Consider the following 26,042-nt stretch of genomic DNA (forward strand, 5'->3'; position numbering starts at 1 on the left):
AACGACGGTCAACCGGGTCTATCACCTTGATCGCGGTTTCGAACGGCTGGAAGAGAAGCTTTCCGGCTGCGGTGCCGTCATCGAGCGGATTTCGAGCTGATGCGCCACGGTTGCGCTGCCGGCTAAGACCGCCTAACAAAAGGCAGGCAGAAACCTTCGCAGGTGCGAAATCCGCATGGACGCTCTCAAGCTCATCGCGCTCGACGATCAGGATCTGGGCATTATCTCGGCCTGCGTGCAGGATGCGGTGATGAAGGTCGGGGATCTCGAATTCCTGCCGGCGGCGAAACGCTTCGTTATCCCCATGAACCGCTTTGCATGGGAGAAGAAATCCAGCTTTTTTCGCCAATACAACGAGCGGCGGCAAAGCGTTCTGCATTTCGACCGGGTTATCGGCGCCAAGCTCAGCGGAATTTCGCGCGACAAGCCGGATGAGATCCTTTCGCTGCTGGCGATCAGTTTGCTGATCGGCATGGCCGCCACCATGGCGCAGGACATCGTGCCCGCCGCCGCCATCCTCGCCCCGGCGGGGAAACAGGGCAAGATGGTCGGCACGGTGATGACCGGCCTGCTGCTGGGGATCCTGCTGTCGCGTACCGTTAGCGGCGTGGTGGGCGAACTGTTTGGCTGGCGCGTGATGTATCAGGCCGCTGCCGTGAGTATTGCGCTGATTGGCCTGCTGCTGTGGCGCGTGCTGCCGCACTTTGCCGCTCACTCCGAGCTGCGCTATCCGGCGCTGATGGTGTCGATGGTGCACCTGTGGCGTCGCTACCCGACGCTGCGTCGCGCGGCTATGGCTCAGGGCTTTCTCTCCATCGCCTTTAGCGCGTTCTGGTCAACGCTGGCGGTGATGCTGGCCGAGCACTACCAGATGGGCAGTGCGGTTGCCGGTGGTTTCGGTATCGCCGGGGCGGCGGGCGCGCTGGCGGCACCGCTGGCTGGCGGTCTGGCGGATAAAGTCGGAACGGAAAAGGTCACCCAGCTGGGCGCGCTGCTGGTCAGCGTCTCGTTTGCGCTGATGTTCCTGCTGCCGGTGCTGCCGCCGATGGCGCAAATGGCGCTGATTGCCCTCTCCGCCGTCGGCTTTGACCTGGGGCTGCAATCAAGCCTAGTCGCGCACCAGAATCTGGTGTACAGCCTGGAGCCGCAGGCCCGCGGTCGCCTGAATGCGCTGCTGTTTACCGGCGTGTTTATCGGGATGGCGCTGGGTTCAGTATTGGGGACGCAGGTGTACTCGCTGGCCGGCTGGGAAGGCGTGGTGACGCTCGCGACGGTAGCGGGCCTGATCGCGCTGGCCATCCGCGTCAGCGAAACCTACCGCTTACGCCACGCCGCGCTGAACGCGCAGTAAAAGGATAAAAAAGAGCCCGCGACGGGGTAATGACGCGGGCGATAAAAACATATCCAGTTTCTACAGATATGTTCAAAACTGCGTATTGTTATTTATTCAATTGGAACAATGACATGCCCTGCATGTCGGTAAAGGCTTTATACGCCGCCTGGAGGGCGGTTTGCTGCATGGTGTAGTTGGAGATAGTGGCGTTCCAGTCCACATCCACCAGGTTGCTCATCTGCTGCGTCTGCGCCAGCGCACGATCGTCCCCCAGGTCATCCAGTTTGCCCAGCTCATCGAGCTGAGTGCCCAGTTCGGCGCGCACGGTCAATACGTTGTTGAGGGCGTTGCTCAGGCTACGGTTGGTGCGATCGATAATCGCGGCGGCCGCATCCTGTTTGGTCTCATCATCACCCACTGCGTCATTCAGCGTAGCAATGGCGGAATCGAGCGCGGTAAAGATGTTTTTATCCGCATCCGGCTTCGCGTTACTGGTCTCGTTATCAAAAATCAGGTTACCGGTATGGCCAATAACCATCGAGCGCGAAGAGTCGACCTGCTGTTCAACGTTGACCTCACCGCCAATATATTGGCCGGTTTCATCAAACGGCGCGGTGTCGCTTTTATAACCGGCAAAAATGTAGCGCCCGTTACCGTCGGTACTGTTCGCCAGATTCATAATCTGGTCGCGGATGCCCTGCAACGCCGTCGCCAGCGAGGCGCGGTCATCGTCGCTCAGGGTGCCGTTACCGGCGTTGACGATTTTTTCCTGCGCGGCCTGAATCGCAGTGGTCACCTGCGACAGCGTGCTCTCTTCAATCGACACCCGCTGGGTGGCAAAGGTACGCGCGGTGGCGTACTGGCTGTTTTGCGCCTGCGCCTGCGACAGCACCACCGCCTGAGAAGCCGCCACCGGGTCGTCCGACGCGCGGTTAACGCGTTTGCCGGTCGACATTTGCTCACCGTACTTCAGCCACGCAGACTGAGAGTCGGTAATGCCTCTCATATTCTGCTGATACATCATTAAGGTACTAACGCGCATGGTTTCCCCTCTCCTTAGCGGATATTAATTAATGCGTCGAAGAGCGTGCTGGCAGTCTGCAGCACCTGCGCATTCGCCAGATAATATTGCTGATACAGCTGCAGGTTGCCGTACTCTTCATCGAGGTTAACGCCGGAGATCGACTGCTGCTGGTTGCTCAGCTGCGTGACCACGTTCGCCTGCGTCGTGCTGCTGCTCTTCAGGGTAGAGGTTTGCGTACCGATGCTGCTCACCAGCGCGGCATAGGCATCGTTAAAGCTTTTCGACCCGCCAACAACCTTGCTATTTTGCAGATCCAGCAGCGCCTGGCCGTTGCGGTTGTCGCTTTCACCCGCGCTCACGGGATTGCCATCGGCATCGGTCACGATGTTGCCACTGGCGTCCTTCTCCACCTGGCCCATGGCGATTTGCGATCCGCTGGAGATGGCCACCTTCATGTTCACAATGGCATTGCTGACCGGCTTCACGGTAAAGCTATCGCCGGTAACCGCATCGCCATCGTCGGTATTGATGCTGACCGACAGGCCATCAAACTGCAGCGAACCATCGGTGCCGGCCTTGACGGTAACGTTGGTGTTATCGGAAAGCCGCGTCACCTGCCAGCCGCTGTCCGTTTTGGTGATGCGGTAATCCGTCGCCTGGACCGCGGAAGAATCGGTCATATCCGCGGAGAGCTTCGCTTTCCCGCCATTTTTACCATTCGCCACCACCGACGGGTCGCCAAACTCAAAGAAATCAACGCCGGTATCGCCGTCGGCGTTAATCCCCTCGCGATGCACCTGGTTGAACGCATCGGCAAACGCCAGCGCCATCTGGTTCAGGCTGTTGCGCGTCTGGTCAAGGTCCTGCGAGCGGAAGGTCAGCAGGCCGCCCAGCGAACCGGTGGTCAGTAGCTTTTCCGGGATCTCGACGTTACCGGCAACGTTGTCCACATAAGCCACAGTCGTGCGCGACGGATCGGCGCTGCTCGGCACCGCCGCCAGCTGGTTCGATTTGGTGCCCGCCACCAGGGTGTAGCCGTTGGCCATGGTGATGTTGTAGGTGCTGCCGTCCTGCACGTTGACTTCCACGCCCACCAGCTGGTTAAGCTCGCTCACCAGCTGGTCGCGCTGATCCAGCAGGTCGTTCGGCGATGCGCCCGCACCCACGCCGGTCAGGCGGGAGATCTTATCGTTCAGGCTGGCAATCTGTGAGGTGTAGTTGTTGATCTGGTCGACGGTCGAGGCAATGGACAGATTAACCTGTTTGTCCTGATCGCGCAGATACTGATCCGCCACCTTAAACTGGTTCACCACGCCATTGGCTTTGCCGAGCACCGTCTGGCGCGCCGCCGGGTCTTCGGCGTTGCTGACCAGCGTTTGCAGGCTGCTGAAGAAATCCTGTAGCGTGGTGGAGACGTTGTTGGTTGAGCTGGAGAGCATATTGTCAATTTTCGACACCTGCTCGTAGCGCGTGGTTAACCCGCTGCTCTGGCTCTGCGCCGAACGCAGCTGGTTGGTGATGAAAGCGTTATATTCACGCTGTACGCCAGAGACGTAGACGCCATTGCCCACCCAACCGCCTGCCCCCAACGTACTGTTGGCAGAGGCCAGCACCGTCGTCTGACGGGTGTAGCCGGTGACGTTGTAGCTCGCGATGTTGTTACTGGTGGTATTCAACGCCGACTGGGCTGCGCTCAGCCCGCTCATCGCACTGTTAATTAAACTGGACATGAACGCTCCTTCTTAAGGCCATGGAATTACTTATCGGATCGCTTACGGCAAACTTGAGGCTAATTCAGAACAGATTTTCGATATCATTTCGGTAGGCGTTGCTGACCTTCTCACTCATCGATTTCAGCTGCTGAATCATGCTGGTTAACTTACGCGCATACTGCGGATCGGTGGCGTATCCGGCGTTCTGCAACGCCTGCGCGCCCTGCTCCGCCGTCGCCGCCGAAGTGACCGCCGCATAGCGTGGGTTGCGGGTTAGCAGGCTGACGTAGTCCGACAGCGCTTCCAGATACGAGCCGTAGACGCGGAACTTCGCCTTCACCTTTTTGGCCTCGCCGTTTTCAAATTCGGTGGTGGTGATTTCCGTGACCTTCCCCTTCCAGCCGCCGGAGGCTTTGACGCCAAACAGGTTAAAGCTCGGCTCGCCGTTCTCCTGGCGAATCTGCCGCTGCCCCCAGCCGGACTCCAGCGCCGCCTGCGCCAGAATCAGGTGGTGCGGAATACCGCTCTGCTCGCTCGCCAACCGCGCGGGCAGCGACAGCTGGGCGAGGAAGTCTTTGCTGTCGCCGGACAGCGGTGTATCGCTGTTGTCCGGCGCTTTCGGCAGCGCTTTGCGCACCATCTGCGTCAGCGCTGCGTTCTGGTAGCTGGTCACCGTCTGCATATCGAACTTCATCGGCACCTGGCCGACGTTATCCGCCGGCTCCTGCTGCTGCGCCGACAGCTGTTTAACCATCTCCTCTGCCAGGCCAAGCCCCTTACCGGCGGTCATCTGCTGGGCGATTTGCTGGTCATACATACTGGTGTAGAGCCGCGTCTGGTCGCTGCTGAACATCCCGTCCTTCGGCAGGGTTTCGCGCATGCTTTTGAGCATCATCTGCACGAACATGCCCTCCACCTGGCGGGCGACAGGACGCAGGTTGGCCTGCGGATCCTGCCCGGCTTTGGTCTTCAGCTCGTTCAGCGACTGCGCGTCCCACGCGGCGCTGGCCAGTAATTTGCTGTCGGTCAGCATCAGACAATCTCCACCTTCGCGCGCAGACAGCCCGCGCTCTGCATCGCCTGGATAATCGACATCAGATCCATCGGCGTGGCCCCTAACGCGTTCAGCGCGCGCACCACATTGTTGAGATTGGCGCTGGCGCGAATGCTTTGCAGCGAGCCGCCGCTCTGGCGCAGATCGATTTGGGTTTGCGGCGTCACCACCGTCTGCCCGCCGGCGAACGGCGTATCCGGCTGGCTTACCTGCGCGGAACGGTTAACCGAAACGGAGAGGTTACCCTGCGCCACGGCACAGGTATCCAGCGTGACCTCGCGGTTCATCACCACCGAACCGGTACGCGAGTTGATAATGATCTTCGCGTCCTGCGGCGGCATGCCCACTTCCAGATTCTGGATATCCGCCAGCAGCCGCACCTGACCGCTGCCGCCAACCGGCGCGCGCACCTGCACGGTACGCGCATCCAGCGCGGTGGCGTTGCCAAGGCTGCTGCGACGATTAATGGTGTCGGCAATCTGCTGCGCCATGGTGAAATCATCGTCATTCAGTTGCAGGTTAATGGTGTTGCCCGCGCCAAACTGAGTTGGCAGTTCGCGCTCGATGGTCGCGCCGCCGGTGATCCGTCCGCCGTTCAGCTGGTTCACCTGCACGCTGCTGCCGCCCGCCGACGCGCCCGCGCCGCCGACCAGAATGTTGCCCTGCGCCAGCGCATAGACCTGGCTATCAACGCCCTTCAGCGGGGTCATTAACAGCGTGCCGCCGCGCAGGCTTTTGGCGTTACCCATCGAAGAGACCACCACATCGATGGTCTGCCCCTGACGACCAAACGCCGGTAACTGCGCGGTCACCATCACCGCCGCCACGTTTTTCAGCTGCATGTTGGTGCCCGCCGGAACGGTAATCCCCAGCTGTGACAGCATGTTATTCAGGCTCTGGGTGGTGAACGGCGTCTGCGTCGTCTGGTCGCCCGTCCCATCAAGCCCCACCACCAGGCCGTAGCCGATCAGCGAGTTTTCCCTGACGCCTTGCACGCTGGTCAGATCGCGGATGCGTTCCGCGTTCGCCAGGCCGGTGACCAGCACCAGCGCCAGGGTTAGCAGAGTTTTAAACATGGTTCACCTCGTTACATCGGCGATAGGTTAAGGAAGAAACGCTGCAGCCAGCCCATATTCTGCGCTTCGTTGATGTAGCCGTTGCCCACGTATTCGATACGCGCATCCGCCACCTGCGTTGACGGCACGGTGTTGCTGCCGCTGATGGTGCGCGGGTTGACGACGCCGGAGAAGCGGATAAATTCGGTGCCCTGGTTAATGGCGATTTGCTTCTCGCCCACCACGTGCAGGTTGCCGTTGACCAGCACCTGATCGACGGTCACGGTCAGCGTGCCGCTAAAGGTATTGCTGGCATTCGCGCCGCCCTTGCCGTTAAAGGAGTTGCCGCCGGACGCTTCCATATCGGCGCGTTCGTTGCCGAACAGCCCCTGCAGATAGCGCGGAACGGTGTCAAAGCCGAAGCTGCTTTTGCCATCGCGGCTGGCGTTCGCCGAGGAGCTTTTGCTGGCGCTGACGTTTTCCTGCAGCACGATGGTCAGCGTATCGCCAATATTGCGCGGACGACGGTATTCAAACAGCGGCTGGTAGCCGTAGTTAATCGGCTGCGCGGTCTGGAATATCGACCCGTTCGCCACCGGCACCGGGCCGGGAATCGGCTGTGCGGACGTCGCCCCTTCGACCAGCGGCTTAGAGGGGATCCATGCACACCCCACCACGCTGAGCGCGACGAGGGTTAAAAGCGGATAGCGAAACGCTGCGGATTTTTGCATTGCTTTCTTCTTCTGAATCTCGGGAACATCCCGGCGTCGCATCGCACAATCAGGCTACGGTGTGCCGGATGGCGGCTTCGCCTTATCCGGCCTACAAACGATGAGAGTCCGTAGGCCTGATAAGACGCGTGAGCGGCGCCATCAGGCAATGTTGTAGCCGGGCCAGGCGACGCGACGCCGAGGCCTTGCCTTTACAGCTGCGTCAGTTTTTGCAGCATCTGGTCGGTGGTCGATACCGCTTTGCTGTTGATTTCGTACGCGCGCTGCACCTGAATCATGTTGACCAGCTCTTCCGCCACGTTGACGTTCGAGGTTTCAACATAGCCCTGGTACAGCAGCCCCGCGCCGTTCAGCCCCGGCGTGGTGTCGTTCGGCGCGCCCGACGCCTGGGTTTCGATGTACAGGTTTTCCCCGATGCTCTCGAGACCGGTGTCATTCATAAAGGTCGACAGGTTCAGCTGGCCCACCTGCACCGGGTTGGCCTGGCCCTGCTGGGTCACGCTGACGATGCCATCGCGGCCGATGGTGATGCTGATGGCGTTCGCCGGAATGGTGATTGCCGGCTGCACCTGGTAGCCGCTGGCGGTCACCAGCTGACCGTTCTGGTCGACCTGGAACGAACCGTCGCGGGTGTAGGCGGAAGAGCCGTCCGGCAGCAGGATCTGGAAGAACCCATCGCCTTTGATGGCCACGTCTTTACTGTTGTTGGTCTGCGACAGGTTGCCCTGGCTATGCAGACGCTCGGTCGCCACGGGACGCACCCCGGTACCGATCTGCAGGCCGGATGGCAGCGTCGTTTGTTCGGATGATTGCGCACCCGGCTGGCGAACGGTTTGATAGAGCAAGTCTTCAAACACCGCGCGCTGGCGCTTAAAACCATTGGTACTGACGTTCGCCAGGTTGTTGGCGATAACGTCCATATTGGTCTGCTGCGCGTCGAGACCGGTTTTGGCGATCCACAATGAACTGATCATAGTTTTCCTTAGCTCATGGACAGCAGCTGGTTAGCTTTCTGCGTGTTTTCATCCACGCTGCTGATAACCTTCATCTGCATTTCAAAACGGCGCGAACTGGCGATCATATCCGCCATTGCCGCCACGGGTTTGACGTTGCTGCCTTCCAGCACGCCGGATTGCAGGCGCAGCGTCGGGTCCGCCTGGAGGGCCGGGCCTCGCATCGCCACGGTCTGCGGCGTCAGGTGAAACAGCCCGTCATCGCCGCGCGCCACTTCGGTGCCGTTGGCCTTCACCATCTTCAGCTTACCAACCGGCGACACCGTGTTCGGCGGGTCGCCCGGCGTCAGCGCTGAAATCGTCCCGTCGGCGGCAATCGTCACCTGCGAGCCTTCCGGCACGTTCAGCGGCCCGGCTTCACCGATCACCGGGTTACCCTGGATGGTGAGCTGGCCGGTCGCGCTGACCTGAATATTGCCGTTGCGGGTATAGCCTTCGCTGCCGTCCGGCGAACGTACCGCCAGCCAGCCGTCCTGCTGGACCGCCACGTCCAGCGGGCGCGCGGTATAGTCGAGCTGACCGGGCGTCATATCCGCGCCCGGCGTGGTGGCGGCCACCAGCGTGCGCGTTTCCACGCTCGGGCCGACCACCGGCACCGCGCGCATCGCCGTCAGCTGAGCGCGAAAACCCGGCGTTGATGTGTTGGCCAGGTTGCTCGCCGTGACCGACTGCTGCTGCATGGTCTGGCTGGCGGCGCCCATTGCCGTATATATGGCGTGATCCATAACGTCACCCTGTTAGATGATTAACGCAGGTTAACCAGCGTGTTGAGGATCTGATCCTGGGTCTTGATGGTCTGCGCGTTCGACTGGTAGTTACGCTGCGCGACGATCATGTTCACCAGCTCTTTGCTGAGGTCGACGTTGGAGGCTTCCAGCGCGCCGTTGGTCAGCGTACCGAAGTTACCGGTGCCCGCGGTGCCCAGCAGCGCCACGCCCGAGGACTGGGTAGCCGACCAGACGTTATCGCCTTCCGACTGCAGGCCTTCGTTGTTGGCGAAGTTCGCCAGTACGATCTGCCCCAGAAGCTGGCTTTGCTGGTTGGAATAGTTGCCCACCACCGTCCCGTCTTCGTTGATCTGGTAGCTCACCAGGTTGCCCGGCGCGAAGCCGTTCTGGGTGGTGGCGACGATATCGTTCGAGCCGGTGTTCTGCTGCATGGAGTTGAGGAAGCTCAGGTTGAATGTACCGGCTGCCGACCCGTTCAATGACTTAAGGCTGACATTCACCGACATGCCCGTTCCGGCATTGGCCGGGTCATAGCTGGTTACCGATTCCAGCGTGCCGCTGTCATTGAATTCCATCTGCGCTGCTTTTACCGCCGTCGCCGTGCTGTCGCTGGAATCGAGGGTATAAACGTCCCATTTATTAGCCTCCGTTTTCACGTAATAAACGTTAACGTCATGGGAGTTGCCCAGGCTGTCATATACGGTGACGGTACCCTTTTTGTTATAGGTATCCGGATCGGTCGCATCGAACGGCTTCGTCGCCGTATCAATCGCGTCGTCCGTGGAGTTCAGGTTCATCTGCATCGCCGCGGTGGTGGTCGTTTTCGCCGACATCAGCGTATTCGGAATCGTCAGCGCCACTGGGTTCGCCCCCTGCTGGATGGTCGCCGGATTGCCGGTCGCCGGGTAGCCGGTGACGCTCAGCCCCTGCATGTTCACCAGGTTACGGTTCTCATCGAGCTTGAACTGGCCGTTACGGCTGTAGTAAACGGAACCGTTGCTGTCGACCAGACGGAAGAAACCGTTCTGGCTGATCGCCACGTCCAGCGCGCGTCCGGTGCTGGTGGTGGTGCCGTCGGTAAAGTCCTGGGTAATCCCCGCGACTTTCACCCCGAGACCCACTTTGGAACCGGCGAACATATCGGCGAACGAAGCGGTCCCGGACTTAAAGCCGTAGGTCGCGGAGTTGGCGATGTTGTTGCCGATAACATCGAGGTTGGTGGCAGCAGCGTTTAATCCGCTTACCGCTTGTGAAAAGGCCATAACGTCTCTCCTGAAATGGTTAAAGGCTTAAATAATCTGGCGAACCTGATCCAGCGTGGTGGTGCCGTAGGTACCTAAATCCAGTTTGTTGCCATCGCTGCCCAGCGTCACGCCCTGCACCAGCGCGAACTGCAGCGGCTGAACCACCAGCTGCGTGGTGCCCTGGCTGGCGGCGAAGTTGATGTTGTAAGCGCCGTCCGGAGCCGCCGTGCCGTCATCCATCTTGCCGTCCCAGGTATAGGTATGAACGCCGGCGGTCTGCGCTCCCAGGTTTAACGTCCGGACCACTTTGCCCGTTCCGTCGACGATGGTGGCGGTGACCTTCTCGGCGGACTGCGTCAGCTCAATGCCAAACGGCGTGGTATCCACGCTGTTCTCATCGCTGCTGCTCTTGCCTGCCAGAATCGTGCTGCCGGGGATCATGACGCCGTGACCGACCAGGGCGCTGGCCTGCAGCGACTGGCCGCTGTTAATCTGTCCGGAGATGGAGCCCAGCGTGGTGTTGAGCTTCTCAATGCCGCTCAGGGTGCTGATCTGTGCCAGCTGTGAAGTCAGTTCGTTGTTTTGCAGCGGGTTGGTCGGATCCTGGTTTTTCAGCTGAGCGACCAGCAGCGTCAGAAAGCTACTTTGCAGATCGGACGAACTGTTAGTACCGGTGCTGCTGACCGACGACGAGGCCGCGCTGCTGCTGGTGGTGTCATTGATATTGGCTACGATAGACATCGGTTACCTCCGTTATTGCCCAAGCGTCAGCGTTTTGAGCATCATGCTCTTGACGGTATTCAGGACCTCGACGTTCGCCTGATAGCTGCGCGACGCCGACATGGTGTTCACCATCTCCCCCACGACGTCGACGTTAGGCATACGGACATAGCCTTTCGCATCCGCCAGCGGATTCCCCGGCTGATAGACCAGCTTGTCCGGCTCCTGGCTTTCAACCACGTCCGCCACCTTCACGCCGCCGGTCGCCGCGCCCATCGGCGCATCCACCTGGAACACCACCTGCTTAGCGCGATACGGCTGGCCGTCCGGCCCGGCGACGCTGTCGGCGTTGGCGAGGTTACTGGCGGCGACGTTCAACCGCTTGGACTGGGCGGTCAGCGCGGAACCCGCGACGTCGAAGATATTGAGTAGTGCCATGGATTAGTTCCCCTGCAGGACACTCATCATGCCCTTGATCTGTCCACCCAGAACCGTAAGGCCGGTCTGGTACTGGAGGCTGTTATCGGCGAACTGCGTGCGCTCCCGGTCCATATCGACGGTGTTGCCATCCATCGCAGGCTGATCGGGAATGCGGTACAGCAGGTCGGTGTTCGGTGCTGTGAGCGTCTGGGCAGGAATATGACGTGCAGAGGTCAGCGTTAGCGCCACGCCGCTGCCTTCCGCGCGCCCGCGCGACATCACCTTTTTCAGTTCACTGGAAAAATCCATATCGCGCGCCTGATACCCCGGGGTATCGGCGTTCGCGATATTGGCAGCCAGAATCTCCTGACGCTCGGCGCGCAGGTTTAATGCCTCTTGCTGAAAACGTAATGCGGCGTCGAGTTTATCGAGCATGTCTCCTCCGCTAGTGACAAAGTTTCAACGACAGCTTAATTCCCCGGGCAAGCCCGTCATCGGCAGAATAAACGCAATATGACTCGCTATTTGTTGCGTTGATGTCGCCGCAAGTTGCGTAAAATGCATGCATTCGCCATCCACTGGAGCGTTCAATGCGTCAGCTCATTGCCCCACTCACCGCTGCGATACTGGCCTTTAGCCCGCTTGTTCAGGCGGCCGATATTCAGACGCAGCTGACCGCGTTCTTTACCCAGCGTCTGACGGGATTTAGTGATGAAGTCAGCGTGCAGCTGCGCAATACGCAGAATCAGCCGCTCGGCTGTGAACAACCGACGTTCAGCACGCCGGGCAACTCGCGGCTGTGGGGAAACCTGACGGTGGTAGCCCAGTGCGGGAAAGCGAAACAGTATTTACAGGTGACCGTTCAGGCGATGGGCGATTACGTGGTCGCCGCGGCGCCCATCGTGCGCGGGTCGCCGATTGAAGCGCAGAGCGTGACGTTAATGCGCGGGCGGCTCGATCAACTGCCGCCGCGTACGATGCTGAATTTGTCGCAGGCCGAGGATGCCATCAGCCTGCGCGACGTCGCTATCGGCCAGCCGATTCAGCTGTCGATGGTGCGCCAGTCATGGCGGGTGAAAGCGGGACAAAAAGTGATGGTCGTCGCTCAGGGGGAAGGCTTTAGCATTAATAGCGAAGGTCAGGCGCTGAACAACGCGGCGGTTGCCCAGAACGCCCGGGTGCGAATGCCCTCAGGTCAGGTGGTAAGCGGTCAGGTCGGCGCTGATGGGAATATTCTGATTAATCTATAAACCTCTTAAAGAATATGTGTCGCTTGCCGATAGATAATTAACAATTAATGAGAGTCGGCGCCTGCGCCATACAACGCCTCCAGTGAGGAAAGCATCATGAGCATCGATCGTACATCATCTTTGAAAGCGGTAACGCCGGTACAGCATCGCGAAACGCCTGAAACCAGCTCACAGAAGCTGCGTGCCGGGAAAACCGAAACCGCCACCAGCGCGAGCGTGACCTTAAGCGACGCGCAGACCGCCCTGACCCGCTCAAACAGCGGCGATATTAATATGGCGCGCGTCGAGGAACTGAAAACCGCCATTCGTAACGGCGAGTTAAAAATGGATACCGGTAAAATCGCCGACGCGTTGATTCAAGACACGCAAGATTATCTGCAGAGTAACTAAACGCATGAGCAGTTTGTCCGCCATTCTCGATCAAATGACCAGCATCCTTCACTCGCTGAAGGACGTGATGGATGCTGAGCAACGACAGCTCTCTGCGGGCAGCGTCAACGGCCTGCAGCTTGCCAGCATCACCGAAGAGAAAAGCTCTCTGCTGGCGACCTTAGACTACCTGGAAAAACAGCGTCGCATCGAACAGGACGCCCAGCGCAGCGCCGATAATGAAGAGATTGGCCGCCGCTGGCAGACCATTACCGAAACCACGCAGCAGCTGCGTCGGTTAAATCAGCACAACGGCTGGCTGCTGGAAGGACAGATTGTCCGCAACCAGCAGGCCATTGATGTGCTGAAGCCTTTTCAGGAGACGGGGCTGTACGGCAAGGATGGTCAGGCGGCGGGCAACAGCATTGCCCGTAATGTGAAGAAATATTCGGTCTGAACACGGGCGGGGCCACAGCATGTGCCCCGCGACGTGGCTGTCATTTACGCCGTCCGGCGTGCAAACTCTTTAATCCGGAAGCCCAGAAGCGCCAGCGTGGCAAAATAGGCCACCACGCCCACCACGACCACGCCCATCAGGCGCAGCAGACGGAAAGGCATCGTGCCCTGCGACCACTCCGGCATCACGTGCATCATGCCCACCAGCGCCGCCGCCATCACCAGCACCGACACCACCAGACGCACTAAAAATGCGCGCCAGCCCGGCTGCGGGGTGAAGATCTTCTGTTTACGCAGCTGCCAGTACAGCAGCGCGGCGTTCAGGCAGGCCGCCAGACCAATCGACAGCGACAGCCCCGCGTGCTTCAGCGGGCCGATAAACGCCAGGTTCATCAGCTGCGTCATAATCAGCGTCACGATGGCGATTTTCACCGGCGTTTTAATGTCCTGACGCGAGTAGAAGCCCGGCGCCAGCACTTTAACGATAATCAGCCCCATCAGGCCCACGGAGTAGGCCACCAGCGCGCGCTGGGTCATCGCGGCATCAAAGGCGGTAAATTTACCGTACTGGAACAGCGCCACCGTCAGCGGCTTCGCCAGAATCCCCAGCGCCACCGCGCTGGGCAGCGCCAGCAGGAAGCACAGACGCAGCCCCCAGTCCATCAGGCGGCAGTATTCGTCGTGGTTGCCGCTGGCAAAGCTTTTCGACAGCGACGGCAGCAGGATGGTCCCCAGCGCCACGCCCAGCACCCCGGACGGGAACTCCATCAGGCGGTCGGCGTAATACATCCACGATACCGAGCCGGAGACGAGGAATGAGGCAAAAATGGTGTTGATGATCAGCGAAATCTGGCTTACCGAGACGCCAAGGATCGCCGGGCCCATCTGCTTCACCACCCGCACCGCGCCCGCATCTTTAAAGTTGATGCGCGGCAGCACCAGCATGCCGATTTTTTTCAGATGCGGCAGCTGATAGGCCAGCTGCAGCACGCCGCCGACGGTCACCGCCCACGCCAGCGCCAGCACCGGCGGGTTAAAATGCGGCGCGGCAAACAACGCGAAGCCAATCATGCTGATGTTGAGGAACGTTGGCGCGAAGGCCGGTACCGAGAAACGGTTCCAGGTATTGAGGATCGCGCCCACCAGCGAGGCCAGCGAAATCAGCAGAATATAGGGGAAGGTAATGCGCAGCAGCTGCGTGGTCAGCGCGAACTTGTCGGCGGTATCGGCAAAGCCCGGCGCGGTGATGGTGATCACCCACGGCGCGGCCAGCATCCCCAGCACGGTCACTAGCGCCAGCGCCAGCGTCAGCAGCCCGGAAACGTAGGCCACGAAGACGCGCGTCGCGTCTTCGCCCTGCTTGCTTTTGTATTCAGCCAGAATCGGCACAAACGCCTGGGAAAACGCCCCTTCGGCAAAAATGCGGCGCAGCAGGTTCGGCAGCTTAAACGCCACGAAAAAGGCGTCGGTGGCCATTCCTGCCCCAAACACCCTCGCCACAATTGCGTCGCGCGCAAATCCCAGCACGCGCGAAAACATGGTCATCGAGCTGACGGCTGCCAGCGATTTTAATAGATTCATTGCCTTGTGATTCCACAACCGGAAACATACGCCCGGCAGACGGGCGCGAAAAAGTGGCGTTAGTCTACCGGGTTCGGCATGAATTGCTACTGCCAGATGTTACAGCGGATTATTCGCGGATAGCCTCACGCCACAGCCCTTCCACGATGCGCTGGGCGGCGATCGCCTGTTCACCGACGGTTTCCGGAACACTCTGATTTTGCACGCATTCAATAAAATGGCGCGCGCAGCCGACAAACCCGCGCTGTTCGAGAGTCGTTTGCCAGCCGGGAATGGGCCGGGTCACCACCCCCGCGCCGCGCTCTTCGCGCCATTCACGCATGTCGGTCACGTCAAACAGCCCGCCGTCGGCGACCGCCTGCACGCATTCCCGCTGGCTGCCCGCCCGACGGTGCATGCTGGTGGTAATTTGCAGCCCCGGCTGGCTGAAGTGGTGTTCGGCGTAGAACATGCAGCCTTCATCGGTCGTTTGCAGCACGCCGCCGCTCAGCTTCGCCTTGCCGTCCGCCAGCCACAGCGCGGTGTCCACCACGTGCAGATAGTCATCCAGCAGGGTAAACCGCAGATCGTGCGGGCCGACGCTGTCGCTGCGGTGCTTATCCATGCGCAGCGATGACATGTCGCCCGCGCGCTGTTTCAGTTCGCGGTACAGCGGCGAAAAGCGGCGGTTGAAGCCAACCATCAGGGTCAGCTTTTTGCGCGCCGCCAGGGCCACCAGCCGTTCCGCGTCGTCGAGCTTGTCGGCGAGCGGTTTATCAACGCAGACGTGCACGCCGGCGTTGAGCAGTTCGCTGACCACCGCATAGTGAGAGGCCGTAGAGCTATGGACAAATACCGCGTCGCACTGCGCGGCCAGCGAGGTCAGCGAATCGGCATAAGGCATGCGATAGGTCTCGCACACCTTTAGCGCCTTCTCTTTACCCGGCGACCAGGCCGCCTGCAGCGTCCAGTCCGTCGCCGCGCTTAACACCGGCAGCCAGGCCTTCTGCGCAATGCCGCCGAGCCCGACCACGCCAATGCGTATTTTTGCCATGCTGATTACTCCCCAAGGTGCGCCAGCAGTGAATCCAGACGCTGTTTCAATTCCGCGACCTCACCTTCCAGCGTCTCAACGCGGGCGCGCAGATCGTCGTCCGCCAGCGGCGCATCGTTTTGCGCTGCCGTCGCCTGTAGATCAACCTCGCCGCTGAACAGGTGCATATAGCGGCTTTCCCGTTTGCCCGGCTCGCGCGGCAGACGCACCACAAACGGGCCGTCTTCACGGTTGGCTAACCGTTCCAGGGTGCTTTCGACTTCCGCCATATCGGCAAACTCATGCATCCGCTGCGCGCGACCACGCAGCTCGCCCGGCGTTTGCGCGCCGCGCAGCAGCAAGGTGGTCACCAGCGCCACCTCGGCGGAAGAGAGCTTCAGGTCACCGAACTCGGAGTTGCAAAAACGCTGCTCGTACTTGGTGACGCGGTTGCCGAAGCCGCTGACGGTCCGCAGGTAGTGGCGTTTCACCAGGGTATCGAGCTGATCCTGCACTTCCGCTTCGCTGAGCGTCATCACCGGCTCGCGGTTGGTTTTCTGGTTACAGGCGGTCGCCACGGCGTTGATCGACAGCGGATACTGCTCCGGCGTCGTCACCTGTTTTTCCAGCAGGCAACCGATAACACGCGCTTCAAGAGGCGTTAGTTGGTATTTCATGGTGATTCCTTAGCGGCCAGGCGTCCATTGTGGGGTAGTTAAGGCGGTCAGCACGTGATCGCGCCATTCGCCGTCAATCAGTAAATAGTCCTTCGCATAGCCCTCTTTTTCAAAACCGAGGCGCGCCAGCAGATTCCCGCTGCGCTGATTATGCGGCATGTAGTTGGCCATAATACGATGAATATGCTGCGTGCGCTGCATATAGCGAATGGCGGAGGTCAGCGCTTCATACATCATCCCCTGCCCCTGCCACTTCTGGCCGATGGAGTAGCCCAGGTAGCAGGCGTGGAACGAGCCCCGCACCACGTTGGAGAAGTTAGCGACACCGATAATCTCTTTTTCTTCTGGGTCGAGCAGCGCGAAGTAGAAGGCCGTTCCCTGCTTGTGAAACTCGTTTATCATTGACAGGCGCGCCTGCCATCCGGACGGATAGCAGTGGCTGTCATCGCGAATCGGTTCCCAGGGCTTTAAAAATTGCCGATTCTCGGCGTAATAATCCGCCAGACGCCACGCATCCCGGTCGTGAATTAACCGCACAACCAGCCGGTCCGTGGTCAACCGAACTTTCGGCACATTACTGCGATAGCCAAACATCTCACTACTCCTGTCGCCAATCTATACCCTGGTCGTTTAACTATACCTGCCCGACGGCAGCCAATGAAAACAACACGCTGTCTTTTTGCATTGTGATAAAAAAGGCCCCTGGCTGGCAATACGAGAAAGGTGAGATAGCGCGGAAAATGAAGATGTTTCGTCTAAGCGAGGGATTGCCGCTAAGCGGTTGAGAAATGAGATAAAACGCAAAGGCTATTTTTTATTCGACCGGACGCGTAAATTTTTGCCATTAACAGACAAATAATTCCCCGCGCAGTTTGCGAGAATTCGCCATTATTTTCTCAATAGGTTTGTATCATGGGTGAAATTAGCGTTACCAAACTCTTAGTGATTGTCGTTCTGGTGGTGCTGCTGTTCGGCACTAAAAAGCTCGGCTCGCTGGGCTCTGACCTCGGCGCGGCGTTGAAAGGCTTTAAAAAGGCCATGAACGATAACCACGCCGACAACGACGCTGACTTTGAGCACGACAAGAAAACCGCAGACACCCCGCCGCGCGACCAGGCCTGAAACGTCAAAATTAGCGATTGAGGTATGCCGTTTCGCTTCTTTGCGGCACTTTCAGTATTTTCCGCTGTCAGAGACCTACTGACAGCGTATGCTGCTTGATGTCAGGATGCATACAACGCTTTACGTTGAGGAACCCCATGAAAAAATTGTTTGTCATTGCCGCCCTGATCGTTAGCGGTCTGGTTGTCGGCTGTAATCAGCTTACGCAATATTCCGTAAGCGAGCAGGAGATTAATCAGGCATTACAAAAGCGGAATAACTTCTCCAAAGATATCGGGGTCCCCGGCGTCGCTGACGCCCATATCGTCCTCAACAATTTAACCAGCGCCATTGGCCGCGAAGAACCGAATAAAGTCACCCTTAGCGGCGACGCAAAGCTGGACCTGAACTCGCTGTTTGGCAGCCAGAAAGCCAATATTGCCCTGAAGCTGAAGGCCCTGCCGGTGTTTAATCAGGAGCAAGGCGCCATCTTCCTGCAGGAGATGGAAGTGGTGGATGCGAAAGTCACGCCGGAGAAAATGCAGTCGGTCGTGCAAACGCTGATTCCGTACCTGAATCAATCGCTGCGTACCTACTTCAACCAGCAGCCCGCCTACGTGCTGAAAGAGGACGCCAGCAAAGGTGAAGCGCTGGCGAAGAAATACGCCAAAGGGATTGAAGTGAAACCGGGCGAAATTATTATCCCGTTCACCAATTAATGTCGTGTCGTTTATGCCCGATGGCGTCATATCATCGGGCATTATTTTTTACAGAAAAGGATGCAAAGGAAAACGTTTCCGCTTATCCTTAGTGCCCGGCAAAAATGACTGACATCCCACCAGCCGGAGCCTTACATGACCGCATTACCGCAAGTTCTGAAAATTCGCCGCCCAGACGACTGGCACATCCATCTTCGCGACGGAGAGATGCTGAAAACGGTTGTTCCGTATACCAGTGAGCTGTATGGCCGCGCGATTATCATGCCGAACCTGGTTCCGCCGATTACCACCGTTGATGCGGCTATTGCCTATCGCCAGCGCATCCTCGACGCCGTACCTGCCGGGCACGACTTTACCCCGCTGATGACCTGCTATCTGACCGATACGCTGGATCCGAACGAGCTGGAGCGCGGCTTCAACGAAGGCGTCTTCACCGCCGCCAAACTTTATCCGGCCAACGCCACCACCAACTCCAGCCACGGCGTGACCAGCACCGACGCGATTATGCCGGTACTGGAACGGATGGAAAAGCTGGGTATACCGCTGCTGGTGCATGGCGAAGTGACCCACGCCGAGATCGATATTTTCGACCGTGAAGCGCGCTTTATCGACAGCGTGATGGATCCGCTGCGCCAGCGTCTTCAGGGGCTGAAAGTGGTGTTTGAACACATCACCACCAAAGATGCCGCCGAGTACGTGCGCGACGGCAACGAGCTGCTTGCCGCGACCATAACCCCGCAGCACCTGATGTTTAACCGCAACCATATGCTGGTTGGCGGCGTTCGCCCTCACCTGTACTGCCTGCCGATTCTTAAGCGCAACGTTCATCAGCAGGCGCTGCGCGAGCTGGTCGCCAGCGGCTTTACCCGCGCGTTTCTCGGCACCGATTCCGCGCCGCACGCGCGTCATCGCAAAGAAGCCAGCTGCGGCTGCGCGGGCTGCTTTAACGCCCCAACGGCGCTGAGCAGCTACGCAACCGTGTTTGAAGAGATGAATGCGCTGGAACATTTCGAAGCCTTCTGCTCGCTGAACGGCCCGCGTTTCTACGGGCTGCCGGTGAACGAGGGTTACGTTGAGCTGGTGCGTGAAGAGAGCCAGGTCGCCGAAAGCATTGCCCTCAGCGACGATACGCTGGTGCCATTCCTCGCCGGCGAAACGCTGCGCTGGACGGTAAAAAAATAAAATCACGCCCCCTGTTGTAAATACCTGAATGAAACTGTATAAATATACAGTATATTACACAGGGGGCAATTATGCGTATTGAAGTCACTGTTGCAAAAACGACCGCGCTGCCGCCAGGCGCCTTAGACGCGCTGGCAGATGAACTATCCCGCCGTATCAATAACCAGTTCCCGGACAGCGGTGGCGCCGTTAGCGTGCGCTATGCCGCCAGTAACAACCTCTCCGTCATCGGCGGCATTAAAGAAGATAAAGACCGCATCAGCGAAATCCTGCAGGAAACGTGGGAGAGCGCTGACGACTGGTTCATCACCGACTAATCCTCTTTCCCTCATTGTGTTTTTTGCCGGGTCGCCCCGGCTTTTTTTATTCCCGCGCTTGTTTTTTTGTGATCTAACCCCACTTTTTACATTAACGGCAAAATAGTGCGCAACATGGTCATTTGTTGCGCAAACAGGCCGTTGGTTCAGGAATTTATGTTGCTTTTGATTTCAATTCTCGAGTATTTATTGAAGTGTTGTATACTGATAAAGCTTCACTAAAAAATGCATTAAACCTCGAGAGTTGTTGCCTTTTAACACGTAAATAAGGGGTTATGATGGAAAAGAATAATGAAGTCATCCAGACCCATCCCCTCGTCGGATGGGACATCAGCACCGTAGATAGCTATGATGCGCTGATGTTGCGCCTGCACTACCAAGACCCCAATCAATCGAGCAATAAAGAAGCAGAAGTTGGCCAGACGCTGTGGCTGACCACCGATGTCGCACGTCAGTTTATCTCCATACTGGAAGCCGGGATTGCCAAAATTGAGTCTGGCGATTATCAGGCCAACGAGTATCGCAGGCATTAATGCTGATACTTCTCATGATGTTATGGCAAACAGGCACCTGCGGGTGCCTTAACTTTTTTTCACACTTGTAAAACAACTGCCGCTTCCTTTACGCTACCAGACTCAGGTTTCTCGCCCCATCATCGAGTCAGGAAAGAGTATGCAATACGACCTTATTATCATTGGCAGCGGCTCCGTCGGCGCTGCGGCCGGTTATTACGCCCGTAAAGCGGGGTTAAACGTCCTGATGACCGACGCCCATATGCCCCCTCACCAGCAGGGTAGCCACCACGGCGACACCCGCCTGATGCGTCACGCCTACGGTGAAGGTGAGAAATACGTGCCGCTGGTTCTGCGCGCCCAGGCGCTGTGGGACGAGCTGGCCGCCGCCAGCGGTGAAGAGCTGTTCGAACGCAGCGGCGTGGTCAACCTTGGCCCCGCCGACTCAACCTTTCTGCGCACCGTGGCCCACAGCGCCGCGCGGTTTAACCTGCCGGTGGAACAGCTGGATGCCGCCGCGCTGATGGCGCGCTGGCCGGAAATTACCGTTCCCGCCGACTATCAGGCCATTTTTGAACCGGCCTCCGGCGTGCTAAAAAGTGAGCTCGCGGTGAAAACGCTGATCGCGATGGCCAAAGACGCCGGCTGCGCTCAGCTGTTTAACTGCCCGGTCACCGCTATCCACAGCGATGCCGACGGCGTCACGATTGAAACGTCTGAAGGCAGCTGGCGCGGCAAAAAGCTGCTGCTGACCGCCGGTACCTGGGTAAAACAGTTCTACCCTGAGTTGCCGATTCAGCCGGTCCGCAAGGTTTTTGCCTGGTTCCAGGCCGATGGCCGCTATAGCCGTAAGAATAACTTCCCGGCGTTCACCGGCGAGCTGCCTAACGGCGATCAGTTCTACGGTTTCCCGGCGGTCGAAAACGAATTGAAGATTGGCAAACACAACGGCGGGCAGATCATCAACAGCCCGGAAGAGCGCAAAGCGTTCGGTTCCGTCGCCAGCGACGGCTCAGAAGCGTTCAGCTTCCTGCGCCAGATTCTGCCGGGTATCGGCGGCTGTCTGCACGGTGCCGCCTGTACCTACGATAATTCGCCGGATGAAGACTTTATTATCGATACCCTGCCCGGCCAGCCCGATGTGCTGTTTATCGGCGGTCTGAGCGGCCACGGCTTTAAGTTCGCCACCGTGCTGGGCGAGATTGCCGCGCAGTTTGCGCAGCAGCAGACGCCAGCGTTTGATTTAAGCCCGTTCGCGCTCGCTCGCTTTAGCCACTAAAAAAAACGGCCCCGCCAACGCGGGGCCGCTCTATAGAGAATGATATGCGCCGTCTGTTCCACTACCTGATCAACAACATTCGCGAACACCTGATGCTTTATCTGCTGCTCTGGCTGCTGCTGGCCATTGCCGACATCGCCTATCTCTATTTCAGCTAGTCGCGCTGGCCTTCCGGGTCAGGGATCCCTAAGCGGGTATTTAAGCGACCGCGCGACTTATTAAAGATCTTATTGCCGTTTTCACGCCCCGCACGGCGCTGACGTTGTTCCTCCTCCGGCAGCTTGTGCTCCTGCTGGCACGCTTCGCTACAGCAGCCGTCAAACTTCTCCGCGCAGGCCGGGCACTGGATAAACAGCAGGTGGCAGCCGTCGTTCAGGCAGTTGGTGTGACTGTCACACGGCGTGCCGCACTGGTGGCAGTGGGCAATCACCTCATCGGAAATGCGCTCGCCCATGCGTTCGTCAAAGACGAAGTTCTTACCAATAAAGCGCACCGGCAGCCCCTGCTCACGGGCGCGGCGGGCGTACTCGATAATGCCGCCTTCAATGTGCCACACCTGCTTGAAGCCGTTGTGCTTCATCCATGCGCTGGCCTTTTCGCAGCGAATACCGCCGGTGCAGTACATGACGATTTTTTTATCTTTATGTTCCTGCATCATCTCCACGGCCTTCGGTAGCTGCTCGCGGAAGGTGTCCGCCGGGATCTCCAGCGCCTGCTCGAAATGGCCCACTTCATATTCGTAGTGGTTACGCATATCGATAAATACCGCATCCGGGTCGTCGAGCATTGCGTTCACTTCCGCCGCCTTCAGATAGTCGCCAACGTCGCTGGCGTCAAAGCTCGGATCGTCAATACCGTCCGCCACGATCCGATCGCGCACCTTCATACGCAGCACCCAGAACGATTTGCCGTCGTCATCGAGGGCAATATTCAGCCGCAGGTCTTTCAGCGCCGGATCAAAGCTGTACAGCCGTTCGCGCAGCTTTTCGACGAGGCTCGCCGGGACGCTAATCTGGGCGTTAATCCCCTCGTGAGCAAGATAGATGCGGCCAAACACCTTCAGCTCGGTCAGCGCAACGTAGAGCGCATCACGGGTGGCCTTCGGGTCGACGATGGTGAAGTATTTATAGAATGAGATAGTGGTGCGTGGCTCGGTTTCCGCCAGCATCTGCGCTTTCAGCGTCTCATTCGAAATGCGGTTATGCAACACTGGCATGGTGTTCTTATCCTGCAAAATAGAATGGATGGTCTTAATCGGGGCGCATGATATAGCAATCATCGTTAATTTACATCCCCACATTTTGCGCTACATTTTCATCACCAATAATTATACCGCGCAAAATCTCTGCTTAAATTAGCACCAGTCGAGACCTCGAGGTTTTGGTTGATGGAAAAATAGTGCGACAATAGAGTCAGTTGCTCGTAAAAACAGGACACACATGACCCAGTTACCCAAGTTCACCGCCGCGCTGCTGCATCCTCGCTACTGGCCATCCTGGCTGGGAATTGGTCTGCTCTGGCTGGTCGTTCAGCTGCCGTATCCGGTTATCTACCGCCTCGGCAATACGATGGGCCGCCTGGCACTGCGCCTGATGAAGCGCCGCGCAAAAATTGCCTACCGCAATCTTGAGCTTTGCTTCCCGGAAATGAGCGAAGCTGAACGCCATCAGATGGTCGTAAAGAATTTTGAGTCCGTGGGCATGGGCGTGATGGAAACCGGCATCGCCTGGTTCTGGCCAACGAAGCGTATTAACCGCTGGATGGACGCCAGCGGCCTTGAGCACATTCGCAGCGTGCAGGACTCCGGACGCGGCGTTTTGCTGATCGGCATTCATTTCCTGACCCTGGAAATGGGGGCGCGCATGTTTGGGGTCCATAATCCCGGCATCGGCGTCTATCGCCCGAACGACAATCCGGTTCTCGACTGGCTACAGACCTGGGGCCGCATGCGTTCCAACAAAAGCATGATTGACCGTAAAGATCTCAAAGGGATGATCAGGGCGCTGAAAAACGGCGAGATCATCTGGTACGCGCCGGACCACGACTACGGCCCGCGCGCCAGCGTGTTTGCGCCGCTGTTTGCCGTGAAAGACGCCGCCAGTACCTCCGGCACCTGGATGCTGGCCAGAATGTCCAAAGCCTGCGTGGTACCGTTTGTCCCGCGTCGCAAACCGGATGGTAAAGGCTACGAACTGATCATCCTCGAACCCGAGTGCAACCCGCCGCTGGACGATGCCGAAACCACCGCCGCGTGGATGAACACCATCGTCGAGAAATGCATCATGATGGCCCCCGAGCAATATATGTGGCTGCATCGCCGCTTTAAAACGCGGCCTCAAGGCGCCCCCTCCCTTTATTAATCGACAACGCGCGGCCCAGGCTGCGCGTTTTGTTTTAGCTTTAAAAGCTACCCGCATTGCGGAGGTATTCACACGGGCGCATAATTAGCAGGCTTATAAAAACACTCTCTTTTGGCGATATTGCCTGCGGAACCCTATGCAACCCTCAGATGCCCCCATAAACTGGAAGCGTAACCTCGCCGTGGTCTGGCTCGGCTGTTTTTTAACCGGCGCCGCATTCAGCCTGGTGATGCCTTTCCTGCCCCTGTACGTTGAACAGCTTGGCGTGACCGGCCACGGCGCGCTGAATATGTGGTCTGGCCTGGTGTTCAGTATCACCTTCCTGTTTTCCGCCATCGCCTCACCGCTGTGGGGGGGCTTAGCTGACCGTAAAGGCCGCAAAATCATGCTGCTACGGTCGGCGCTGGGCATGGCGATAGTCATGCTGCTGATGGGGCTGGCGCAGAATATCTGGCAGTTCCTGATCCTGCGCGCGCTGCTGGGGCTGCTAGGCGGCTTCATTCCCAACGCCAACGCGCTGATTGCCACCCAGATCCCACGCCACAAAAGCGGCTGGGCGCTGGGGACGCTCTCGACCGGCGCGGTCAGCGGCGCGCTGCTTGGGCCGCTCGCCGGGGGCTTCCTGGCGGATAACTACGGCCTGCGTCCGGTCTTCTTTATGACCGCGACGGTGCTGTTTATCTGTTTTGTTCTGACGCTGTTTTTCATTCGCGAGCAGTTCACGCCGGTCTCGAAAAAAGAGATGCTGCACGTTAAAGAGGTGTTCGGTTCCCTCAAAAACCGCGAGCTGGTGCTCAGCCTGTTCGTCACCACCCTGATTATCCAGGTCGCCACCGGGTCGATTGCCCCGATTCTTACCCTCTACGTGCGCGATCTGGCGGGCAATATCAGCAACATCGCCTTTGTCAGCGGCATGATTGCCTCGGTTCCCGGCGTCGCGGCGCTGATCTGCGCGCCGCGCCTCGGTAAGCTGGGCGACCGTATCGGCCCGGAAAAAATCCTCATCGTCGCGCTGATCGTCTCGGTGCTGCTGCTGATCCCGATGTCATTCGTGCAAAACCCGCTGCAGCTGGGCATTCTGCGCTTCCTGCTGGGGGCCGCCGACGGCGCGCTGCTGCCGGCGGTGCAAACGCTGCTGGTCTACAACTCCAGCAACCAGATCGCCGGGCGTATTTTCAGCTATAACCAATCGTTCCGAGATATCGGTAACGTCACCGGGCCGCTGATTGGCGCCGCCGTGTCGGCCAACTACGGTTTTCGCGCGGTGTTCTGCGTCACGGCGATGGTGGTGCTGTTTAACGCTATCTACACCGGTTTTAGCCTGCGCCGCAGCCCTGAACCCTCCCGCCCCTAGACGCTTCGCCCTGCGGTTTGCGTGAAAACATCGCGCAGGGCGTGTACAACCTGAAACTTCAGCTATTATTTCCTTGAATACCACGTCAAATTGCAGGGAGTTGAGATGACCTTATACGCCACGCTCGAAGAAGCTATTGATGCGGCACGCGAAACCTTTCTCGCCGATAATCCAGGCCTTGAGGAAGGTGACGCGAACATACAGCAGTTCAATATGCAAAAGTACGTTTTGCAAGACGGCGACATCATGTGGCAGGCCGAATTCTTCGCCGATGAAGATGACGAAGGCGAGTGCCTGCAAATGCTCAGCGGTGAAGCCGCACAGAGCGTGTTCGACGGCGATTTTGACGAGATTGAACTTCGTCAGGAGTGGCTGGAAGAGAATACGCTACACGAGTGGGATGAAGGCGAGTACCAGCTGGAACCCTCTCTCGATACCGAAGAGGGCCAGACCGCTGCGGATGAATGGGATGAGCGCTAGCTACTCGTAGGGGCCGTGGCTGGCGTCTATCGGCAGCAGCAGAGTGTCAAATACCAGCGAGAACGGCAGATCGATAATGGTGACATAGCGCCAGGCAGAATCGCGCAGGTCCCACTTTACGCCCGGATAATACTGGTTTCCGTGGCCCTGCCCGGGGATGGTTCTGCTGATAATGCTGCCGCATCCGGTGAGCATTATCGCCATGGCGGCCACCAGTATCATTCTTATCACGTCGCTTACCTCATTAAACAGACAAAAAAATACCGGCTTGATGGCCGGTATTTCCTTACGGCAAATCGTTGCTCAGTATCCCCCCGGCGGCGCTTCGCCTGGCCGGGCTACAGGTTACGTAGCCCGGA

Annotated in this window: 30 protein-coding genes and 2 pseudogenes; 15 read left to right on the forward strand and 17 right to left on the reverse strand. The window is 58.5% G+C overall.

Going from position 1 to position 26,042, the window contains the following annotated elements; all coding sequences use genetic code 11:
* Positions 1–175 precede the first annotated feature (175 nt).
* Positions 176–451, forward strand: a pseudogene (locus ACK5JN_RS01515) (DUF2948 family protein); the annotation flags it as partial.
* Positions 434–1,351 (forward strand): annotated as a pseudogene (locus tag ACK5JN_RS01520) (MFS transporter); the annotation flags it as partial. The pseudogenes ACK5JN_RS01515 and ACK5JN_RS01520, both read left to right, overlap by 18 nt.
* 88 nt (positions 1,352–1,439) lie before the next feature.
* Here the strand turns inward: ACK5JN_RS01520 and flgL are convergent.
* From flgL to flgB, 11 genes are all read right to left on the reverse strand, one after another.
* Entirely contained in the window at positions 1,440–2,375 is a 936-nt protein-coding gene (gene flgL / locus ACK5JN_RS01525; protein WP_416868530.1) for a flagellar hook-associated protein FlgL, read from the reverse strand.
* A gap of 14 nt (positions 2,376–2,389) precedes the next feature.
* Positions 2,390–4,087, reverse strand: coding sequence for a flagellar hook-associated protein FlgK (gene flgK, locus ACK5JN_RS01530; RefSeq protein WP_416868531.1), 1,698 nt, complete (start codon positions 4,085–4,087; stop codon positions 2,390–2,392).
* A gap of 64 nt (positions 4,088–4,151) precedes the next feature.
* Positions 4,152–5,102, reverse strand: coding sequence for a flagellar assembly peptidoglycan hydrolase FlgJ (flgJ, locus tag ACK5JN_RS01535; protein WP_416868532.1), 951 nt, complete (start codon positions 5,100–5,102; stop codon positions 4,152–4,154).
* Entirely contained in the window at positions 5,102–6,199 is a 1,098-nt protein-coding gene (locus ACK5JN_RS01540; protein WP_416868533.1) for a flagellar basal body P-ring protein FlgI, read from the reverse strand. The genes flgJ and ACK5JN_RS01540 overlap by 1 nt, the downstream gene beginning before the upstream one ends.
* Positions 6,200–6,210: 11 nt before the next feature.
* A complete protein-coding gene (locus ACK5JN_RS01545; protein WP_416868534.1) occupies positions 6,211–6,909 on the reverse strand; it encodes a flagellar basal body L-ring protein FlgH in 699 nt (232 codons plus the stop codon).
* Positions 6,910–7,100: 191 nt separating this feature from the next.
* Complete coding sequence (gene flgG / locus ACK5JN_RS01550; protein WP_035894201.1) at positions 7,101–7,883, reverse strand: flagellar basal-body rod protein FlgG; 783 nt, start codon at positions 7,881–7,883, stop codon at positions 7,101–7,103.
* Positions 7,884–7,891: 8 nt separating this feature from the next.
* Positions 7,892–8,647: a flagellar basal body rod protein FlgF gene (locus ACK5JN_RS01555; protein WP_416868535.1), complete on the reverse strand. Its 756-nt coding sequence runs from the start codon at positions 8,645–8,647 to the stop codon at positions 7,892–7,894.
* Between the two features lie 20 nt (positions 8,648–8,667).
* A complete protein-coding gene (gene flgE, locus ACK5JN_RS01560; RefSeq protein WP_416868536.1) occupies positions 8,668–9,912 on the reverse strand; it encodes a flagellar hook protein FlgE in 1,245 nt (414 codons plus the stop codon).
* Positions 9,913–9,939: 27 nt separating this feature from the next.
* Complete coding sequence (gene flgD, locus ACK5JN_RS01565; protein ID WP_416868537.1) at positions 9,940–10,635, reverse strand: flagellar hook assembly protein FlgD; 696 nt, start codon at positions 10,633–10,635, stop codon at positions 9,940–9,942.
* Positions 10,636–10,647: 12 nt separating this feature from the next.
* The gene (gene flgC / locus ACK5JN_RS01570) at positions 10,648–11,052 is read right to left on the reverse strand and encodes a flagellar basal body rod protein FlgC (protein WP_163448115.1); all 405 of its coding nucleotides are present in this window, start codon (positions 11,050–11,052) and stop codon (positions 10,648–10,650) included.
* 3 nt (positions 11,053–11,055) lie between these two features.
* Entirely contained in the window at positions 11,056–11,469 is a 414-nt protein-coding gene (gene flgB, locus ACK5JN_RS01575; protein ID WP_416868538.1) for a flagellar basal body rod protein FlgB, read from the reverse strand.
* 155 nt (positions 11,470–11,624) lie between these two features.
* Between flgB and flgA the strand changes: the two genes are divergently transcribed.
* From flgA to flgN, 3 genes are all read left to right on the forward strand, one after another.
* Positions 11,625–12,284, forward strand: a complete 660-nt coding sequence (flgA, locus tag ACK5JN_RS01580) for a flagellar basal body P-ring formation chaperone FlgA (protein ID WP_416868539.1) — start codon at positions 11,625–11,627, stop codon at positions 12,282–12,284.
* Positions 12,285–12,380: 96 nt separating this feature from the next.
* Positions 12,381–12,674 carry a flagellar biosynthesis anti-sigma factor FlgM gene (flgM, locus tag ACK5JN_RS01585; protein ID WP_416868540.1) on the forward strand — a complete coding sequence of 98 codons (294 nt, stop codon included), beginning with the start codon at positions 12,381–12,383 and terminating at the stop codon, positions 12,672–12,674.
* A gap of 4 nt (positions 12,675–12,678) precedes the next feature.
* Complete coding sequence (gene flgN, locus ACK5JN_RS01590) at positions 12,679–13,110, forward strand: flagella biosynthesis chaperone FlgN (RefSeq protein WP_416868541.1); 432 nt, start codon at positions 12,679–12,681, stop codon at positions 13,108–13,110.
* A 44-nt stretch (positions 13,111–13,154) separates the two neighbouring features.
* On the opposite strand, the gene murJ is transcribed toward flgN, so the two are convergent.
* From murJ to rimJ, 4 genes are all read right to left on the reverse strand, one after another.
* A complete protein-coding gene (gene murJ, locus ACK5JN_RS01595; protein WP_416868542.1) occupies positions 13,155–14,690 on the reverse strand; it encodes a murein biosynthesis integral membrane protein MurJ in 1,536 nt (511 codons plus the stop codon).
* Positions 14,691–14,799: 109 nt separating this feature from the next.
* The gene (locus ACK5JN_RS01600; protein ID WP_416868543.1) at positions 14,800–15,723 is read right to left on the reverse strand and encodes a Gfo/Idh/MocA family protein; all 924 of its coding nucleotides are present in this window, start codon (positions 15,721–15,723) and stop codon (positions 14,800–14,802) included.
* Between the two features lie 5 nt (positions 15,724–15,728).
* Positions 15,729–16,379 carry a YceH family protein gene (locus tag ACK5JN_RS01605; RefSeq protein ID WP_416868544.1) on the reverse strand — a complete coding sequence of 217 codons (651 nt, stop codon included), beginning with the start codon at positions 16,377–16,379 and terminating at the stop codon, positions 15,729–15,731.
* Positions 16,380–16,388: 9 nt separating this feature from the next.
* On the reverse strand, positions 16,389–16,973 hold the full coding sequence (rimJ, locus tag ACK5JN_RS01610; RefSeq protein ID WP_106926282.1) for a ribosomal protein S5-alanine N-acetyltransferase: 585 nt from the start codon (positions 16,971–16,973) through the stop codon (positions 16,389–16,391).
* A gap of 318 nt (positions 16,974–17,291) precedes the next feature.
* Here rimJ and tatE point away from each other — a divergent pair, with 318 nt between their 5' ends.
* From tatE to ACK5JN_RS01645, 7 genes are all read left to right on the forward strand, one after another.
* Positions 17,292–17,501, forward strand: a complete 210-nt coding sequence (gene tatE, locus ACK5JN_RS01615) for a twin-arginine translocase subunit TatE (RefSeq protein WP_416868545.1) — start codon at positions 17,292–17,294, stop codon at positions 17,499–17,501.
* Positions 17,502–17,638: 137 nt separating this feature from the next.
* Positions 17,639–18,199: a lipoprotein gene (locus ACK5JN_RS01620; protein WP_416868546.1), complete on the forward strand. Its 561-nt coding sequence runs from the start codon at positions 17,639–17,641 to the stop codon at positions 18,197–18,199.
* A 135-nt stretch (positions 18,200–18,334) separates the two neighbouring features.
* Entirely contained in the window at positions 18,335–19,381 is a 1,047-nt protein-coding gene (pyrC, locus tag ACK5JN_RS01625) for a dihydroorotase (protein WP_416868547.1), read from the forward strand.
* A 71-nt stretch (positions 19,382–19,452) separates the two neighbouring features.
* Positions 19,453–19,698, forward strand: coding sequence for a DNA damage-inducible protein I (dinI, locus tag ACK5JN_RS01630; RefSeq protein ID WP_416868548.1), 246 nt, complete (start codon positions 19,453–19,455; stop codon positions 19,696–19,698).
* Between the two features lie 278 nt (positions 19,699–19,976).
* Positions 19,977–20,231 carry a biofilm formation regulator BssS gene (gene bssS, locus ACK5JN_RS01635; protein WP_416868562.1) on the forward strand — a complete coding sequence of 85 codons (255 nt, stop codon included), beginning with the start codon at positions 19,977–19,979 and terminating at the stop codon, positions 20,229–20,231.
* Between the two features lie 139 nt (positions 20,232–20,370).
* On the forward strand, positions 20,371–21,489 hold the full coding sequence (gene solA / locus ACK5JN_RS01640) for an N-methyl-L-tryptophan oxidase (protein ID WP_416868549.1): 1,119 nt from the start codon (positions 20,371–20,373) through the stop codon (positions 21,487–21,489).
* A gap of 44 nt (positions 21,490–21,533) precedes the next feature.
* A complete protein-coding gene (locus tag ACK5JN_RS01645) occupies positions 21,534–21,647 on the forward strand; it encodes a DUF2770 family protein (RefSeq protein ID WP_416868550.1) in 114 nt (37 codons plus the stop codon).
* Here the strand turns inward: ACK5JN_RS01645 and ACK5JN_RS01650 are convergent.
* Complete coding sequence (locus tag ACK5JN_RS01650; protein ID WP_416868551.1) at positions 21,644–22,705, reverse strand: rhodanese-related sulfurtransferase; 1,062 nt, start codon at positions 22,703–22,705, stop codon at positions 21,644–21,646. The two genes, ACK5JN_RS01645 and ACK5JN_RS01650, sit on opposite strands and share 4 nt — an antisense overlap.
* Before the next feature lie 223 nt (positions 22,706–22,928).
* On the opposite strand from ACK5JN_RS01650, the gene ACK5JN_RS01655 reads away from it, so the two are divergent.
* From ACK5JN_RS01655 to ACK5JN_RS01665, 3 genes are all read left to right on the forward strand, one after another.
* Entirely contained in the window at positions 22,929–23,849 is a 921-nt protein-coding gene (locus ACK5JN_RS01655) for a Kdo(2)-lipid IV(A) acyltransferase (RefSeq protein ID WP_416868552.1), read from the forward strand.
* 136 nt (positions 23,850–23,985) lie between these two features.
* Entirely contained in the window at positions 23,986–25,203 is a 1,218-nt protein-coding gene (gene mdtG / locus ACK5JN_RS01660) for a multidrug efflux MFS transporter MdtG (RefSeq protein ID WP_416868553.1), read from the forward strand.
* Between the two features lie 105 nt (positions 25,204–25,308).
* Positions 25,309–25,683: a MysB family protein gene (locus tag ACK5JN_RS01665; protein ID WP_416868554.1), complete on the forward strand. Its 375-nt coding sequence runs from the start codon at positions 25,309–25,311 to the stop codon at positions 25,681–25,683.
* On the opposite strand, the gene ACK5JN_RS01670 is transcribed toward ACK5JN_RS01665, so the two are convergent.
* Positions 25,684–25,905, reverse strand: a complete 222-nt coding sequence (locus ACK5JN_RS01670) for a YceK/YidQ family lipoprotein (protein WP_416868563.1) — start codon at positions 25,903–25,905, stop codon at positions 25,684–25,686.
* Positions 25,906–26,042: the final 137 nt, after the last annotated feature.

Origin of the sequence: Kluyvera sp., assembly GCF_047971185.1 — a bacterium.
Lineage (GTDB): Bacteria > Pseudomonadota > Gammaproteobacteria > Enterobacterales > Enterobacteriaceae > Kluyvera.

Coding starts and splice junctions, on each gene's coding strand:
- flgL (WP_416868530.1), bottom strand. CDS start 2,375: ATGCGCGTTAGTACCTTAATGATGTATCAGCAGAATATGAGAGGCATT.
- flgK (WP_416868531.1), bottom strand. CDS start 4,087: ATGTCCAGTTTAATTAACAGTGCGATGAGCGGGCTGAGCGCAGCCCAG.
- flgJ (WP_416868532.1), bottom strand. CDS start 5,102: ATGCTGACCGACAGCAAATTACTGGCCAGCGCCGCGTGGGACGCGCAG.
- ACK5JN_RS01540 (WP_416868533.1), bottom strand. CDS start 6,199: ATGTTTAAAACTCTGCTAACCCTGGCGCTGGTGCTGGTCACCGGCCTG.
- ACK5JN_RS01545 (WP_416868534.1), bottom strand. CDS start 6,909: ATGCAAAAATCCGCAGCGTTTCGCTATCCGCTTTTAACCCTCGTCGCG.
- flgG (WP_035894201.1), bottom strand. CDS start 7,883: ATGATCAGTTCATTGTGGATCGCCAAAACCGGTCTCGACGCGCAGCAG.
- ACK5JN_RS01555 (WP_416868535.1), bottom strand. CDS start 8,647: ATGGATCACGCCATATATACGGCAATGGGCGCCGCCAGCCAGACCATG.
- flgE (WP_416868536.1), bottom strand. CDS start 9,912: ATGGCCTTTTCACAAGCGGTAAGCGGATTAAACGCTGCTGCCACCAAC.
- flgD (WP_416868537.1), bottom strand. CDS start 10,635: ATGTCTATCGTAGCCAATATCAATGACACCACCAGCAGCAGCGCGGCC.
- flgC (WP_163448115.1), bottom strand. CDS start 11,052: ATGGCACTACTCAATATCTTCGACGTCGCGGGTTCCGCGCTGACCGCC.
- flgB (WP_416868538.1), bottom strand. CDS start 11,469: ATGCTCGATAAACTCGACGCCGCATTACGTTTTCAGCAAGAGGCATTA.
- flgA (WP_416868539.1), top strand. CDS start 11,625: ATGCGTCAGCTCATTGCCCCACTCACCGCTGCGATACTGGCCTTTAGC.
- flgM (WP_416868540.1), top strand. CDS start 12,381: ATGAGCATCGATCGTACATCATCTTTGAAAGCGGTAACGCCGGTACAG.
- flgN (WP_416868541.1), top strand. CDS start 12,679: ATGAGCAGTTTGTCCGCCATTCTCGATCAAATGACCAGCATCCTTCAC.
- murJ (WP_416868542.1), bottom strand. CDS start 14,690: ATGAATCTATTAAAATCGCTGGCAGCCGTCAGCTCGATGACCATGTTT.
- ACK5JN_RS01600 (WP_416868543.1), bottom strand. CDS start 15,723: ATGGCAAAAATACGCATTGGCGTGGTCGGGCTCGGCGGCATTGCGCAG.
- ACK5JN_RS01605 (WP_416868544.1), bottom strand. CDS start 16,379: ATGAAATACCAACTAACGCCTCTTGAAGCGCGTGTTATCGGTTGCCTG.
- rimJ (WP_106926282.1), bottom strand. CDS start 16,973: ATGTTTGGCTATCGCAGTAATGTGCCGAAAGTTCGGTTGACCACGGAC.
- tatE (WP_416868545.1), top strand. CDS start 17,292: ATGGGTGAAATTAGCGTTACCAAACTCTTAGTGATTGTCGTTCTGGTG.
- ACK5JN_RS01620 (WP_416868546.1), top strand. CDS start 17,639: ATGAAAAAATTGTTTGTCATTGCCGCCCTGATCGTTAGCGGTCTGGTT.
- pyrC (WP_416868547.1), top strand. CDS start 18,335: ATGACCGCATTACCGCAAGTTCTGAAAATTCGCCGCCCAGACGACTGG.
- dinI (WP_416868548.1), top strand. CDS start 19,453: ATGCGTATTGAAGTCACTGTTGCAAAAACGACCGCGCTGCCGCCAGGC.
- bssS (WP_416868562.1), top strand. CDS start 19,977: ATGGAAAAGAATAATGAAGTCATCCAGACCCATCCCCTCGTCGGATGG.
- solA (WP_416868549.1), top strand. CDS start 20,371: ATGCAATACGACCTTATTATCATTGGCAGCGGCTCCGTCGGCGCTGCG.
- ACK5JN_RS01645 (WP_416868550.1), top strand. CDS start 21,534: ATGCGCCGTCTGTTCCACTACCTGATCAACAACATTCGCGAACACCTG.
- ACK5JN_RS01650 (WP_416868551.1), bottom strand. CDS start 22,705: ATGCCAGTGTTGCATAACCGCATTTCGAATGAGACGCTGAAAGCGCAG.
- ACK5JN_RS01655 (WP_416868552.1), top strand. CDS start 22,929: ATGACCCAGTTACCCAAGTTCACCGCCGCGCTGCTGCATCCTCGCTAC.
- mdtG (WP_416868553.1), top strand. CDS start 23,986: ATGCAACCCTCAGATGCCCCCATAAACTGGAAGCGTAACCTCGCCGTG.
- ACK5JN_RS01665 (WP_416868554.1), top strand. CDS start 25,309: ATGACCTTATACGCCACGCTCGAAGAAGCTATTGATGCGGCACGCGAA.
- ACK5JN_RS01670 (WP_416868563.1), bottom strand. CDS start 25,905: ATGATACTGGTGGCCGCCATGGCGATAATGCTCACCGGATGCGGCAGC.